At 67.1% G+C, this 14,020-nt stretch carries 14 protein-coding genes; 6 read left to right on the top strand and 8 right to left on the bottom strand.

Annotated features, from left to right (window positions below; genetic code table 11):
• Positions 1 to 64 precede the first annotated feature (64 nt).
• Positions 65 to 1,018, top strand: a complete 954-nt coding sequence (coaA, locus tag LQ955_RS00730) for a type I pantothenate kinase (protein ID WP_231026340.1) — start codon at positions 65 to 67, stop codon at positions 1,016 to 1,018.
• On the opposite strand, the gene glmM is transcribed toward coaA, so the two are convergent.
• The 5 genes from glmM to LQ955_RS00705 all read right to left on the bottom strand — a co-directional run bounded on the left by glmM (position 1,015) and on the right by LQ955_RS00705 (position 5,060).
• Entirely contained in the window at positions 1,015 to 2,376 is a 1,362-nt protein-coding gene (gene glmM / locus LQ955_RS00725; RefSeq protein ID WP_231026339.1) for a phosphoglucosamine mutase, read from the bottom strand. The genes coaA and glmM overlap by 4 nt on opposite strands.
• A gap of 26 nt (positions 2,377 to 2,402) precedes the next feature.
• A complete protein-coding gene (gene rpsI / locus LQ955_RS00720) occupies positions 2,403 to 2,888 on the bottom strand; it encodes a 30S ribosomal protein S9 (RefSeq protein ID WP_231026338.1) in 486 nt (161 codons plus the stop codon).
• Between the two features lie 51 nt (positions 2,889 to 2,939).
• The gene (gene rplM, locus LQ955_RS00715) at positions 2,940 to 3,386 is read right to left on the bottom strand and encodes a 50S ribosomal protein L13 (protein ID WP_231026337.1); all 447 of its coding nucleotides are present in this window, start codon (positions 3,384 to 3,386) and stop codon (positions 2,940 to 2,942) included.
• A gap of 142 nt (positions 3,387 to 3,528) precedes the next feature.
• Complete coding sequence (truA, locus tag LQ955_RS00710) at positions 3,529 to 4,401, bottom strand: tRNA pseudouridine(38-40) synthase TruA (protein WP_231026336.1); 873 nt, start codon at positions 4,399 to 4,401, stop codon at positions 3,529 to 3,531.
• A 71-nt stretch (positions 4,402 to 4,472) separates the two neighbouring features.
• The gene (locus LQ955_RS00705) at positions 4,473 to 5,060 is read right to left on the bottom strand and encodes an Lrp/AsnC family transcriptional regulator (RefSeq protein WP_231026335.1); all 588 of its coding nucleotides are present in this window, start codon (positions 5,058 to 5,060) and stop codon (positions 4,473 to 4,475) included.
• Between the two features lie 131 nt (positions 5,061 to 5,191).
• On the opposite strand from LQ955_RS00705, the gene LQ955_RS00700 reads away from it, so the two are divergent.
• Complete coding sequence (locus tag LQ955_RS00700) at positions 5,192 to 6,394, top strand: acyl-CoA dehydrogenase family protein (RefSeq protein WP_231026334.1); 1,203 nt, start codon at positions 5,192 to 5,194, stop codon at positions 6,392 to 6,394.
• A 20-nt stretch (positions 6,395 to 6,414) separates the two neighbouring features.
• Here LQ955_RS00700 and LQ955_RS00695 read toward each other — a convergent pair whose 3' ends face one another.
• On the bottom strand, positions 6,415 to 6,990 hold the full coding sequence (locus LQ955_RS00695; protein WP_231026333.1) for a 1,2-dihydroxy-3-keto-5-methylthiopentene dioxygenase: 576 nt from the start codon (positions 6,988 to 6,990) through the stop codon (positions 6,415 to 6,417).
• A gap of 199 nt (positions 6,991 to 7,189) precedes the next feature.
• Here LQ955_RS00695 and LQ955_RS00690 point away from each other — a divergent pair, with 199 nt between their 5' ends.
• Genes LQ955_RS00690 through mtnK form a run of 4 tightly spaced genes read left to right on the top strand, consistent with a single transcriptional unit; the run spans position 7,190 to position 12,324 of the window.
• Positions 7,190 to 8,284, top strand: coding sequence for a substrate-binding domain-containing protein (locus LQ955_RS00690; RefSeq protein WP_231026332.1), 1,095 nt, complete (start codon positions 7,190 to 7,192; stop codon positions 8,282 to 8,284).
• Positions 8,281 to 10,035, top strand: a complete 1,755-nt coding sequence (locus tag LQ955_RS00685) for a sugar ABC transporter ATP-binding protein (RefSeq protein ID WP_231026331.1) — start codon at positions 8,281 to 8,283, stop codon at positions 10,033 to 10,035. The genes LQ955_RS00690 and LQ955_RS00685 overlap by 4 nt, the downstream gene beginning before the upstream one ends.
• Positions 10,032 to 11,084 (top strand): ABC transporter permease, encoded by a 1,053-nt coding sequence (locus tag LQ955_RS00680; RefSeq protein ID WP_231026330.1) that lies wholly within the window; start codon positions 10,032 to 10,034, stop codon positions 11,082 to 11,084. The genes LQ955_RS00685 and LQ955_RS00680 overlap by 4 nt, the downstream gene beginning before the upstream one ends.
• Before the next feature lie 10 nt (positions 11,085 to 11,094).
• A complete protein-coding gene (gene mtnK, locus LQ955_RS00675; RefSeq protein WP_231026329.1) occupies positions 11,095 to 12,324 on the top strand; it encodes an S-methyl-5-thioribose kinase in 1,230 nt (409 codons plus the stop codon).
• Between the two features lie 284 nt (positions 12,325 to 12,608).
• Here mtnK and mtnB read toward each other — a convergent pair whose 3' ends face one another.
• The gene (gene mtnB, locus LQ955_RS00670) at positions 12,609 to 13,268 is read right to left on the bottom strand and encodes a methylthioribulose 1-phosphate dehydratase (protein WP_231026328.1); all 660 of its coding nucleotides are present in this window, start codon (positions 13,266 to 13,268) and stop codon (positions 12,609 to 12,611) included.
• Positions 13,265 to 14,017, bottom strand: coding sequence for an acireductone synthase (mtnC, locus tag LQ955_RS00665; RefSeq protein WP_231026327.1), 753 nt, complete (start codon positions 14,015 to 14,017; stop codon positions 13,265 to 13,267). The genes mtnB and mtnC overlap by 4 nt, the downstream gene beginning before the upstream one ends.
• Between the last annotated feature and the right edge of the window lie 3 nt (positions 14,018 to 14,020).

Below are 14,020 nucleotides of genomic sequence, written 5' to 3'. Positions count from 1 at the left end.
AACCTGAACGACCGGCGCACGGCGCGGCGTAGGAGCCCTCGCGGGTACGGCAGAATGGTACGCAATGAGTGATTCGGGGGCGACGGCGTCGGGGGGCCAGACCACCCCTTTTGTCGAAATCGACCGCGCGGAGTGGGCCGCTCTTGCGCCCGCCACGCCGCATCCCCTCCTCGAAACCGAAATCGTACAACTTCGCGGGCTCGGCGAGCCGCTCGATATGACCGAGGTCGCCGAGGTCTACCTGCCGCTGAGCCGGCTGCTCAACCTCTACGCCGCGGGGTACCAGAACCTGCACCGCTCGACCAGCGACTTTCTGGGTGAGAAGGCCCGCAGCACGCCGTTCGTCATCGGGGTCGCCGGATCCGTCGCCGTGGGCAAGTCGACCATCGCCCGTCTGCTGCGTGAGCTGCTCGCGCGCTGGGAAGACACTCCCCGCGTCGAACTCGTCACGACCGACGGCTTTCTGCTGCCGAACGCCGAACTGGCGCGGCGCGGCCTCATGGACCGCAAAGGTTTTCCGGAGAGTTACGACCGCAGGGCGCTCCTGCGTTTCGTGAGCGAGGTGAAGAGCGGTGCGCCAGAAGTGCGGGCACCTTTTTACTCACACCTCAGTTACGACATCATCAGAGACGCCCAGATCGTGGTGCGCCAGCCCGACATTCTCATCGTCGAAGGCCTGAACGTGCTGCAGCCGCCGGCACCCGGGCACCGACTGGCCGTGAGCGACCTCTTCGACTTCACGGTCTATGTCGACGCCCGCACCAGCGACATCGCGCACTGGTACCAGGAACGCTTCTTGAAGCTGCAGCGCGGCGCGTTCGCAAACCCCAGCTCGTACTTTCACCGCTATGCAAGCCTGACCGAAGAAGAAGCCCGGTCGACCGCGGCCTCGATCTGGGCATCCATCAACCAGCCGAACCTGGTCGAGAACATCTTGCCGACCCGTTCGCGCGCCACTCTCGTGCTGCGCAAAGGCTCCAACCACGCGGTCAAACGCGTCTTGCTGCGCAAACTCTAGCCCGCGGCGGGAGTGAGGGCGAGGCGCGAGCGCACGACATCGGCGAGGCGCTCGGCGATGCGGTCGGCGGTGTGCTGGTCTGCTGCCTCGACCATGACGCGAACCAACGGCTCGGTTCCGGATGGTCTGAGCAGAACCCGCCCGCTTTCACCGAGTTCTTCTTCGGCAGCCGCGACGGCTTCGGCGAGCACCGTGTCGGTGGCGACGGCCTCTCGGTCGACCCCGGCGACGTTGATCAGAATCTGCGGATACACCGTCATCACCGAGGCGAGCTCGGCGAGCGACTTGCCCGTGGCGGCCATGTGACTCACGAGCTGCAGGCCGGTCAGAATGCCGTCACCCGTGGTGGCGTAGTCGCCGAAGATGATGTGACCGGACTGTTCGCCGCCGAGATTGTAGCCGTGGGCGTTGATCGCCTCGAGCACGTAGCGGTCTCCAACGCGCGTTTCGAGCATGCGGATGCCCTGCGCAGCCATGGCAACATGCAGGCCGAGATTGCTCATCACCGTGGCGACGAGCGTACGGTCTTTGAGTTCACCCCGGGCATCCAGTGCCGTGGCGAGAATCGCCATGATCTGGTCGCCGTCGACGACGGTACCCGTGTGATCGACTGCGAGGCACCGATCGGCATCGCCATCGTGCGCGATACCCACGTCGGCACCGAGTTCGACGACCGTGTCGATGAGGGTCTGCATGTGCGTCGAGCCCACGCCGTCATTGATGTTCGCGCCGTCGGGGTCGTTGCCCATCACCGTGACGGTGGCGCCGGCGACCGTGAAGACCTCGGGCGAAACGCCCGCCGCAGCACCGTGAGCGCAGTCGAGCACGACGTGAATGCCCTCGAGCGAATGCGGCAGCGTGCCGAGCAGGTGCACGACGTACCGGTCTTCGGCGTCGGAGAAACGACGGATGCGCCCCACCTCCGCGCCGAGTGGAACCAAGAACGGCTCTTCGAGTGCGGCTTCGATCTGCTCTTCGATCTCGTCGTCGAGCTTCTTGCCGGCGCGCGCGAAGAACTTGATGCCGTTATCGGGCGCAGGGTTGTGCGAGGCCGAGATCATGCAGCCGAAGTCGGCACCGAAATCGGCCACGAGATACGCGGCCGCGGGAGTCGGGATGACACCCGCGTCATAAACATCGACCCCGGAACTGGCGAAGCCGGCCGCGACCGCTGCGGAGATGAAGTCTCCGGAGGTACGCGGGTCTCTGGCGAGAACCGCGATCGGTCGGCGGCCGGCTGCACGTGCCGGGGCACCGAGCACCACAGCGGCGGCTTGGGCTACACGAAGAGCCAGGTCTGCAGTCACATCCCTGTTCGCGAGCCCACGCACGCCGTCGGTGCCGAAAAGGCGAGCCATACGTGGAGTCTAAACGCGCGAGGCGATTAGCGCTTGGAGAACTGAGGAGCCTTACGGGCCTTCTTGAGACCGGCCTTCTTACGCTCTTTCACGCGGGCGTCGCGGCTCAGGAAGCCGGCCTTCTTCAGCGTCGCGCGGTTGTTCTCTTCGTCGATCTCGTTCAGCGCACGGGCGATGCCGAGGCGAAGCGCACCGGCCTGGCCCGAGGGGCCGCCACCCGAGATCTTGGCGATGACGTCGTAGCTGCCGAGCAGGTCGAGCAGCTTGAACGGGTCGTTGATGAGCTGCTGGTGCAGCTTGTTCGGAAAGAAGTTCTCGAACTCGCGGCCGTTCACCACGATGGTGCCGGCGCCGGGAACGAGGCGCACGCGGGCGATGGCCTGCTTGCGACGGCCGACGGCCGCACCGCCGACGCTCAGCACGGGGCGAGCAGCCTTCGGGGTCTCGACGGTGGGGGTTTCGGTCGAGTAGCTCTCGGGAGCCACGTCAATCTGATCTGCGATCTTCGCCACTTTGGTTACGAATCCTTTTCTAAAGTCTGTAGAAGGTTTGACCGGCGGGCGCTACTGCGCGACCTGGTCGAAGGTGTAAGGAACGGGCTGCTGCGCAGCGTGCGGGTGCTCGGCACCGGCGTACACCTTGAGCTTGGTCAGCTGAGCACGGCCGATCGAGTTCTTGGGCAGCATGCCGCGGATCGCCTTTTCGACGGCGCGGGTCGGGTTCTTCTCCAGCAGCTCGGCGTACGTGACGGCCGACAGGCCTCCCGGGTAACCGGAGTGGCGGTAGGCCTTCTTCTGCAGGGCCTTCGAGCCGGTCAGGGCGACCTTCTCGGCGTTGATGATGACGACGAAGTCGCCACCGTCGAGGTGCGGGCTGAACGTGGGCTTGTTCTTGCCACGCAGAATGATTGCGGCGTGGCTGGCCAGACGGCCCAGCACGACGTCAGTCGCATCGATGATGACCCAGTTGCGAACGAGTTCGCTCGCCTTAGGGGAATAGGTACGCGTCACAGTAATAGTGCTTTCTTGTCGAAATGAGGTGTTCGTGAATCCCGCTCCGTGGCTGTTCTACGCGATCGATGATCGAGAACGCACCCGTGGAGGGCTCAACTTCGGGTGGCACAGATAAGCTGATGCACACCAAAGAACGAGACTAGCCTATTTCGGGCCCTGCCGCCAGTTGGGCCCGTGACCGTCGCGCGCGGGTCTCTTCTGCGCGGCGGGCGAGGCCCGCGGCATCCGGATACCCGACCTCCATCAGCGTCAGACCCCGTGCCGGCATCACCTTGAAGGCGCTGGTGCGCTCGAGCGCCTCGCGCAGCTCGATGACCTCCGCCACGCTCAGCCTGCCCTCCCCGACGGCGACGACGGCCCCGACCAGCGCACGCACCATGCTGTGGCAGAACGCGTCTGCCCGAACCGAGGCCGAGACGACGCCTTCGTCGTCGCGCCGCCACACGAAGTGCTGCAGAGTGCGGATGGTCGTGGCGAACGGTCGCGGCTTGCAGAAGGCCCCCCAGTCGTGCAGGCCGACCAGCTCGTTCGACGCGATCTGCATAGCGACCAGGTCGAGCGGCTTGGTGGTCCACGCCGTGCTGTACCGGGTGAGCGGATTGCGCGCGAGCAGGGTGTCGGCGATGCGGTACTCGTACCGACGCCAGAGCGCCGAGAACCGCGCATCGAACCCCGGATCGGCCCGGCTCGTCTTGCGCACCACGATGTCGGTGGATGAGCCCAGCATTCCGTTCACGCTGAGAGCGATGCGGCTCACCTCGATCTTCGACACCTGCTCGGCGGTCAGATCAAGATGCACCACCTGGCCACGGGCGTGCACACCCGCATCTGTTCTGCCCGCCACGACTAGGTTCGGCATCGAGCCGAGGCTCGAGTAGAGCCCGCTCAGCGCCCGCTCGAGTTCACCCTGCACGGTGCGCAGGCCCGGTTGACGAGCCCAACCCGAGAAGGCGGTTCCGTCGTAGGCGAGATCGAATCGCACCCGAACGGGCGCACCCTCGATACCCGCCACACCCGCACCTCGCTCGTCTGCCGTCGTTCGTTCTGCCAGCTGGCCTCGCGGCACGCCGGCAGGCCGCCGACTCAGTTCGCCGCTGCGACCGGCCGCTCGTCGAGAAACGTCTCGAACATTCGTGACGCGAAGTCGCTGGTGTCGAGGGTACCAAGACCGAGCAGGGTCTCGGTTCTGAGCACACCGGGCAGAGAGGGCACCCGGTCGAGAATCAGCTCGCGCAGATGACCCTGGTCGCACACTCGAAAGCGGGCCATCAGGTCGAAGCGGCCGGTAACGACGGTGAGCTGCTCGAGCTCGACCATCTCGGTCAGCGCGTCGAGCACGGTCTGCCGGTCTTGCCCCGGCCGCAGCGTGAGATTGACAACAGCAACCACACCGAGCCCCAGCTTCGACCAGTCGATGGCCACCGAGTACTGCTTGACGACGCCCGTGCGCTCGAAGCGGGCGAGCCGCTCGGCGACCGCCGGGGGCGACATTCCCACCTTTCGGCTCAACGCACGCTGCGACTGCCGCGAGTCTGAAGCCAGCTCGCGCAGCAAAGCGACGTCTTTCGTGTCGAGCTCCACCTCCGAGTCGTCGAACTGCGCCCCCACGTACGACGAAAACGGGGTTCGTTTCGTCTTTTTCGGCGTGCTGCCGATGTTCTTTGCGTTCATTGCCCTCTGCACGTTCGTTGCCTCCACCGTTCGACCCCCAATTGCCATTGATTGAGTATATGTCGCTTTCCTATCGAGATGAGAAACTGGAGATGCTCTTCTCACCCCGAATTCATCTGGAGTCCCTCGCCGTGCCCGAAACACCGCCGTTCGTCATCACCTCAGCCGCGTCAGCCGCTCAGGCAACCGCAGAGTTGGCCGAGCAGTTCTCTGCCGTCGCCGCGGAACGAGACCGTGAAGGCAGCGCGCCGTTCGCCGAAGTCGAAGCCGTGCGTGCGACGGGCCTGCTGCCGGCGGTCGTGCCCGCCGAGCTGGGCGGCGGAGGCTTCGACTGGCCGACGGTGTTCGAGGTGCTGCGACCGATCATCCGCGCCGACGGCGGCCTCGGGCACGTCTTCGCCTACCACTTCGTGAACTCCTGGCGCATCGAGCTGAACGAGAACACGTCGGCCATCGCCGAACTGCAGCGCGGCCTCGCCACGCAGCACTGGTTCTGGGGTGGGGCCGGCAACCCGCGAGACTCGAACCTCGCCCTCGAGCCCGTCGAGGGCGGCTTTCTCGCACGCGGGCGAAAGTTCTTCGCCACGGGTGCCCAGGTCGCCGACAAGATCACCGCGAGTGGCACGCGCACCGACACCGGCGAGAAGCTCGCCATCGTCGTCGACGGCCGAGCAGAGGGCGTGCTGCACCACGACGACTGGAACAGCATGGGCCAGCGCCTGTCAGCCTCGGGGTCAGTGACGTTCGACGGCGCCTTCGTGCCGTCGTCGCAGGTGCTCGGCTTCGGCGGCCAAGAGGGGCCGCGGTACCACCCGTATTCGTCGCTCTCGATTCTGCTGTTCCAGGTGGCGCTCGAACACGTGCACGTGGGCCTCGCGGAGGGTGCTCTCGCCGCTGCGGCCGGCTACGTGCGAACAACCACCAAACCGTGGTCGACGAGCGGGGTGCAGACGGCCGTCGACGACCCGTTCATCCGCGAGCTGACCGGCGAACTGACGTCGCTCACGCGGGCAGCGGATGCCGTCACCTGGTCGGCCACGAATGCCTTCGTGAAGGCGGCAGAACGCGGCTGGCAGCTCACCGACGACGAGCGCGGCGAAGCGGCCGTCGAGATCGCGGCCGCCAAGGTCTTCACGACCAAGGCCGTGCTCGAGGTGACGTCACGCGTCTTCGAGCTGACCGGCGCCCGGGCGACCTCGACCTCGTACGGCTTCGATCGGTTCTGGCGTAACGCTCGAACCATCACGCTGCACGACCCAGTGGCGTACAAGGCGCAGGAGGTCGGCGACCGCGCCCTGCGCGGCGACTTCCCGACCCCCAGCGGCTACAGCTGAGCCAGACGGCTACAGCCGAGTCACACGCTCACGTTGGCGAGTTCGTCGTACGTTGCGAAGCTCGACGAGACGTCGCTGCCGGTGAAGTTGCCCACCCAGCCGTCGTCGTCGTGAAAGAAGCGCACCGAGACGTACTCGGGGCTCGTGCCCATGTCGAACCAGTGCGTCGTGTTCGCCGGCACCGAGATGACGTCGCCCGCCTCACAGAACACCGCGTGCACCTTGCCGTCGACATTGAGGTAGAAGACCCCGCTGCCGTGGGCGAAGAAGCGGTCTTCGTCGTCGTCGTGCTGGTGCTCGTTCAGAAACTTCTGACGCCCGGTCGCCGCCGTTTCGCGGTACTCGTCGGTGTCTTCGCGGATGATCGTGAGCACGTCGACGAGCGAGTAGCCCTGTTCGGCGTTCACCGCGGCAATCTCGTCGGCGTACAACGACAGCACTTCGTCTTGGGTCGGATGGTCGGAGAGCGGCTTGACCTCCCAGCGGCTGAAGCGCGCGCCGAGGCCGGCGAGAATGTCGCGAATCGTGTCTGCGTCGCGAGTCTGAATTTCGGGGGTCGAGGGGTCTGTGGTGCTCCACACAGTCAGCAGGGTCATGCATCAATCGTATTCCGCTGCGAAGGTCTACTGCCGCGCCGATGGCTCACATTTCCGCTCATCTGACGAAAAACAAGCAATCGAGTAATACAACGACACACAATTGGGCGAGGGCTTCGCGGGCACGTTGAATAGTCAACGCATCACAGCACCCGCACTCCCGCGCCCCAGCATCCCGCAGTCACCTCAAGGAGCCTTCATGGCCATCATTCGTCGAGCCCCGCTCGTCGCCGCCGCGGCAGCCGCCGCGCTGCTCGCCCTCACCGCGTGCTCGCAGGGCGGCACCAGCACTGCCGCCAGCACGTCGACCTCGGCCGCCACCGCTACGGCACCGTTGCCATCGCCGTTCAACGGCGCACCCGTCAAGGTCGCCCTGGTTCGCCAGAGCGGTGCGGGCGACTTCTTCGAGGCGTGGGGCGCCGGCGCCGCCGCGCAGGCCAAGGCCGCGAACATCGACCTCACCGTTACCGATGCACGCAACGACAACGCCAAGCAGGCCAGCGACCTCGAGCAGGCCATCGCCTCGAAGCCCGACGCCATCATCGTCGACCACGGCCAGACCGACACGCTGCAGCCGCTGATCACCGAGGCCATCGCCGACAAGATTCCCGTCGTCACCTACGACCTCGCGCTCACCGACGCCACCGGCGTTATCACCACGAGCCAGTCCGACGCGTCGATGGCCCAGGGTGTTCTCGACCAGCTCATCTCCGACGTCGGCGACGGCGCGAAGGTCGGCTACGTCTCGGCTACCGGCTTCGCTCCGCTGGATGCCCGCGCCAAGGTCTGGAACCAGGTCGTCGCCGATCACAAGCTCGACGTCGTCTTCTCGACCGGTGAGGTCACGGAATCGACCGCGACCGACAACATCCCCCTGGTCGACGCTGCGCTCAAGCAGAACCCCGACGTGCAGGCGATCTTCGCCCCGTACGATGAAATCACCAAGGGCGCGGTTCAGGCCGTCATCCAGAACAACCTGCAGTCGAAAGTGAAGGTGTACGGCATCGACATCTCCAACGCCGACCTGCAGGTGATGACCGCAGACGGCAGCCCCTGGGTCGCCACCTCGGCCACCGACCCGGCCGCCGTCGGCGCCGGCGTCGTACGCACCCTGGCGCTGCAACTCGCTGGCCAGCTGAACGCAACGAGCGAGCAGTTTCCGGCCGTCACCATCACGCAGAAGTTCCTCGCCGACAACTCGGTCACCAACGTGTCGCAGCTGCGTGTGGCCGAACCGAAGCTGAAACTCGACACGACCCTCGTCGCAGATTGGCTGCCCGCGGTCTCCGGATGACGTTTGATTCTGCACCATCGCCCGAGGGGCGCGACGCTTCCGTCGCGCCCCTCGGTGCCGTCGAATCCCCCAGTGCCGTCGAAACCCCCCGTGCCGTCGAATCCCCTGGCGCCGTCGTATCACTGAGCGGAGTCTCGGTCGCGTACGGCTCGAACCGGGTGCTGACCGATATCTCGCTCGACTTCGCGCCCGGCGAGATCACCGCTCTGCTCGGCGCGAACGGGGCCGGCAAGTCGACGCTCATCAAGGCACTCTCCGGCGCCAACTCGCGCTACTCGGGAACCATCTCGATCGGCGGCGACGCCGTGCATCTCTCGTCGCCCGTTTTGGCGCGCCAGCGCGGCATCTCGGCGGTGCACCAGAAAGTCGCCGACGGAATCGTGCCCGGGCTGAGCGTGGCCGAGAACCTCACTCTCGACGACCTGGCACAGGCCTCACGGCACATTCTGCGCGGCCGCAAACAGCAGCTCGCCGATGCCCGAGCCGCCCTCGCTGTGCTCGGCCTCGACTGGCCCGACCGGCTGCTGAATCAGGATGCCGCACGCCTGGCCATCTCGGATGCCCAGCTGCTCATCCTCGCCCGCGCACTGCGCGGCACGCCCCGCCTGCTCATCCTCGATGAACCCACCTCTGCGCTGACGGCGGCGGAGGCGGAACGGCTGTTCGCCGTCTTGAGGGCGCTGCGGGCATCCGGACTTTCGATCATCTACGTCTCGCACCGCTTCGGCGAGATCGAGGCCCTGGCCGACCGCGTGGTCGTCTTGCGCGACGGAATCGTGCAGAGCGACACCGTCAGACCCTTCGCCTGGACCGAGATTCTGCACGACATGCTCGGCCGCGCCGCCGACCTTCAGCACGATCGCGGCGACACCCATCGCGGCACTGTCGAAGTCGCTCGACTGTCGAACGTCACGCTCTTCGCCGAGTCGGCGCCCATCGATCTGCAGATCAGGGCCGGCGAGGTCGTCGGCGTGCTGGGGCTCATCGGTGCGGGCAAGAGCGAAATAGCCGAGTTGCTCGGCGGCCTCGCAACTCCGCTCAGCGGCACGCTCAGCCTCGGCGGCGAACCGTACGCCCCGCGGCGCCCCGGCGACGCCATTAGCGCGGGCGTCGTTCTCGTGCCCGAAGACCGCGAGCGCCAGGGCATTTTGCCCGGGTGGTCGGTGGTGCAGAACATCACCGTGCCGTTCTTGTCGCAGTCGAGCGTGTTCGGGGTGCTTCGCAAGCGGCTCGAGACGAACCGCGCCGATTCGGTGATCACCACCCTGCACGTGGTCACGGGCGGTGCGGATGCTCTTATCGACGACCTCTCGGGTGGAAACCAGCAGAAGACCGTCGTCGGCCGCTGGCTGTCGGCCGACCCCCGGCTGGCCATTCTCGACGAACCGTTCCGCGGCGTCGACATCGCCGCACGCCGCGAGATCGGCACCCGGCTCGCCGAGAGCGCCGCTGCGGGCGCGGCGGCGGTCGTGCTCTCGAGCGACGTCGACGAGATCTTCGAGGTCGCAGACCGCATCATCGTTCTGGTCGGCGGCGTCATCGAACTCGACGCCTATGCCGACGAAGTCGATCGTAACCAGGTCGTCGCCGCGTTCTTGGGGGCCGCTCAGCCTGTCGCGAGCGCCGGCGCGGCGGGCGCAGCCGCAAGGCCCGTCGGAGCGTCGGGCACCGGCACCGGCCCTGGCCCGCGCACGAGCCCCGAAACCAAGACGAACCCCCGATCATCCGCTGTGGAAGGACCCTCCCAATGACTAGCGCCCCCGCGGCCACTCGCACCTCGAGCGCCGGCGAGAAGACGGCCGCGTTCGTGGTCAAGTGGGGCTTCGTCGCCGTGACGGTGGCACTCATCGTGTTTTTCGCCATCACCGAACCGAGCTTTCGAACCGTCGACAACGTCTTCGGAATGCTCAAGTTCATCGCCCCGACAGCCATCGCGGGGCTCGGCGTGATGCTCGCCATGACGGTGGGCGGAATCGACCTCTCTGTGGGTGCCTCCGCCGGGTTCGCCGTGTCGATCGCCGCCTGGACCATGGTGGTAGCGAACCAGCAGGGCGGCGTCGCCATCACGGTGGTGCTGGTCTGCGGGCTGCTGATCGGTGCCTTCAACGCGTTCTTGATCGTGGTCGCGCGCATCCCCGACCTGCTCGCCACCCTGACGACGATGTTCGTGATCGTCGGGCTCAAGCTCATCATCGTGAACGGGCAGTCGATCTCGTCGCAGATGACCCTCTCGAACGGCGAGACCGCGCCGGGCAAGTTCACCAGCGACTTTCTCTGGCTCGATCACGGCGATGTCGGGCCGGTTCCGGTGCCGGTCATCATCTTCTTTCTGATCACCCTCGCCCTGTGGTTCTTGCTCGAGCGCACCCGCTGGGGGCGCGCCCTGTTCGCCGTCGGCACGAACTCCGAGGCCGCACGGCTCGCCGGCATCCGGGTGCAGTGGTACCGCACCGCCGCCTACATGGGCTGTGGGCTCCTCGCCTCGATCGCCGGGCTGCTGCTGGCGGCCCGCATCGGGCAGGGCGACGTCACCGCGGGCAACTCGCTGCTGCTGGATGCCGTCGCCGTCGCTCTCGTCGGTGTCTCTGTGCTCGGCATCGGCCGGCCGAACGCGTGGGGCACCGCCCTCGGCGCGGTGCTGATCGCGGTGATGGTGACCGGGTTCACGATGCTCGGCCTGCCGTACTATTTTCAGGACTTCGGTAAGGGAATCGTGCTGTTGATCGCTCTGCTGTTCAGCTTCACCTTCTCACGGCGGCGTACAGTCGTCACGGCCGGATCGACCACCTCCTCGAGCTGAAACTGCATCCATGACCGACTTCTCACAACTCACCCCAGACAGCGTCGTCGCCTACCTGGCGAGCCGCCCGGCGCTTTCGTCGCTCATCGATGCGGCGGGCATCCGGTCGATTCGCGAGGTGGGCGACGGCAACCTCAACCTCGTGTTCATCATCGAAGACGACTCGGGCGCCTCGCTGGTGCTCAAGCAGTCGCTGCCCCATGTGCGCACCGATCCGTCGTGGCCGATGACACGCGAACGCTCGGCGCGTGAGGCGACGGTGCTCGCTCGGCACGGAGCCGCCGATGCCTCGCACGTGCCGGCGCTCTACGACTTCGACCCCGAGCACTATGTTCTGGCCATCGAGAACCTCAGCGATCACGAGGTGTGGCGCAACGAACTCAACAGCGGGCGCACGCACGAGTACGCCGCCGCCGAGCTGGGCAGGTACGTTGCCCGCACGGCCTTCGCCACGTCGCCGATCGGACTCGGGGGGATCGAGCACAAGCTTCTGCTCGCCGAGGCTGTGAACCCCGAACTGTGCGAGATCACCGAAGATCTCGTGTTCACCGAGCCCTACATCGATCACCCGCACAACGCGGTGCTGCCGGCCAACCAGCCCGATCTGCACGCGATCCAAGGCGACACCGAGCTGGTGCACGAGATGGGGCTGGCCAAGTACCGGTTCATGACGGCGGCACAGTCGCTCATCCACGGCGATCTGCACACCGGATCGGTGTTCGTGCGCCCGGCCACCGCCGACTCCCCGGCCTCGGTGCGCGCCTTCGACAGCGAATTCGGATTCGTCGGCCCGACCGGTTTCGACCTCGGAGCGCTGTGGGCCAACTTCGTCATCGCGGCGGCTCGCGCCGAAGCGCTGGGCGCGCCCGATCGGGCCGCGGTGCTGCTGACCCTGCCCTCAGCGCTTCTCTCGGCGTTCGAGGCCGAGTACCGTGCGCTGTGGCCGCGGCGCACCGACCCCCGCGTCTGGGGCGACGGTTTTCTCGACGAACTGCTCGCGGGCATCCGCACCGACGCCGCCGTGTTCGCCGGCGCGAAGGCCATTCGCCGCATGGTCGGCTTCGCCAAGGCGAGCGACATCGAGACGCTGCCACCGGATGCCCGTGAAGGCGCCGTTCGCGGCGTGCTGCACGCCGGCCGCGCTCTGGCGACCAGCCGCCTGCGCGCCGCCTCCGCGACCGCGCTCTCGTCCGAATCCGCGACCCTCCTGCACGCCGCCGCGACGCCCACCCCCGCCTAGGCTCCCCGCCTCCGCAACCCTCCCCGCCTGGCCTCCCCTCCTCCGCAACCCTCCCCGCCTGGCCTCCCCTCCTCCGCAACCCTCCCCACTCCCTCTCGCTGCCCTCGCTCCCCTCGCTCCCCCCTCCGTTTTGCGCACAAGCACCCAAAAGCGCGGCTATGGGTGCTTCTGCGCAAAGCGGCTGAGGCGAGGACGGATCGAGTCGGGGCAAGCCGCGTCGGGAGGGCGGCGCGGGAGCGGACCGAGTCGGAGCAAAGCCAAGTCGGGGGCGGGAGCGGCCAGGGTCAGCGAGTGGCGAGGGCGATCTGGAGCAGGGCCTCCGTGAGCTCGAGGTGCCAGCGCGCCTGGCGCAGGTCGGCGCCCCAGGCGTAGATGCCGTGGGCCGCGACGATCAGCGCAGGAACCTCGGCCACACCCTCAGAGGGCGCCCGATAGACGCGCTCGAAGTCGTCGCCGAGCACCTGCATGTCTTGGTGATTGTTCACGACCGGAATCGTCACGAGCTCGCCGTGCGCGCTGTGCCCGATGCCTTTGAGCATCTCGAGGTCGTGCAACTCGACCCCGGCGGGCCAGGCGTGACCCGCCCGAACCGCCGCGAGCGCGTGCACGTGAATGACCGCTCCAGCGCCGGTCACGGCGGCTATGCGGGCGTGCAGGCCGGCCTCTGCCGAGGGGCGCTGCTTGGGCCAGCCCGCCTCGGCGACCCACGAACCGGATTCGTCCACGACCACGACATCGTCGGGCGTCAGCTCGCCTTTGTCGAGTCCTGACGCGGTGACGGCCAAGCGCAGCGGCTCACGAGCGAGCGTCACAGAGAGATTACCGGCGGTGCCGGGCATCCACCCGCGTGCAGCGAAACGCGCAGACTCGGCAGCCAGCGCGGCACCCGCCTCACGGATGATCGGCTCAGACACGGGCAGCACGCTGAACATGTGGCCGCTCATGCCGGCAGCACCTCGACCTCGTCGAACGACGACACCACGGGTGCCGCGCCGAAGTCGGCGCCGAAGAACGGTTCGCCTTCGCGCGAGAACGCCACCACAGCCCAACCGGCCTCGAGCGCCGCCGTCACCTCGCCCGGGTTGTCGGTGAAGAACACCAGCTCGGCGGGCGTCGCGCCCAGCGAGGCGGCGATCGTGTCGTACGACGAGGCGACCTTCTTCGGGCCCGCGCTCACGGTGTCGAAGAAGTCGGTGATGAGCGGAGTGAGGTCGCCGCCCGGCGAGTGCCGGAACCACGGCACCTGCGACGCCACCGATCCCGATGAGAACACGGCGAGACCGACTCCGGCCGCGTGCCAGGCCTCCAGCTTCGGAATCACGTCGTCGAAGAAGTCCGAGCTGATCTCGTCGCGCGCGAAGCCGTCGGCCCAGATCTGACCCTGCACGGTCTTGAGCGGAGTCGCCTTGACGTCGTTCGCCATCCAGTTGTGCATGACCGCCACGATCTCGGCGGTCGATGCGTCAGGCGCGAGCCGGGCATCCTGGATGACCTGGGTTCGAGCCTCGGCGATCGCCGGGTCGCCCGCGTGCTCGTCGAGCCAGCCCGCGAGCCGGGGCCGCGCGTAATCGTAGAGGTCGCCGAGGATGAACCCGGCGGCACTCGTGGTGCCCTCGATGTCGAGCACGACGTACTTCGCCGTCACGGTCACGGGCGTGGTGGCGTTGGGCGTGGTAGTGGTTTTTTCGGTCACTTC

The organism is Subtercola endophyticus (genome assembly GCF_021044565.1).
In the GTDB taxonomy this organism is placed as follows: Bacteria; Actinomycetota; Actinomycetes; order Actinomycetales; family Microbacteriaceae; genus Subtercola; species Subtercola endophyticus.
Note: the sequence above shows the minus strand (reverse complement) of the source record. Positions and strands in the feature narration are given on the sequence as shown.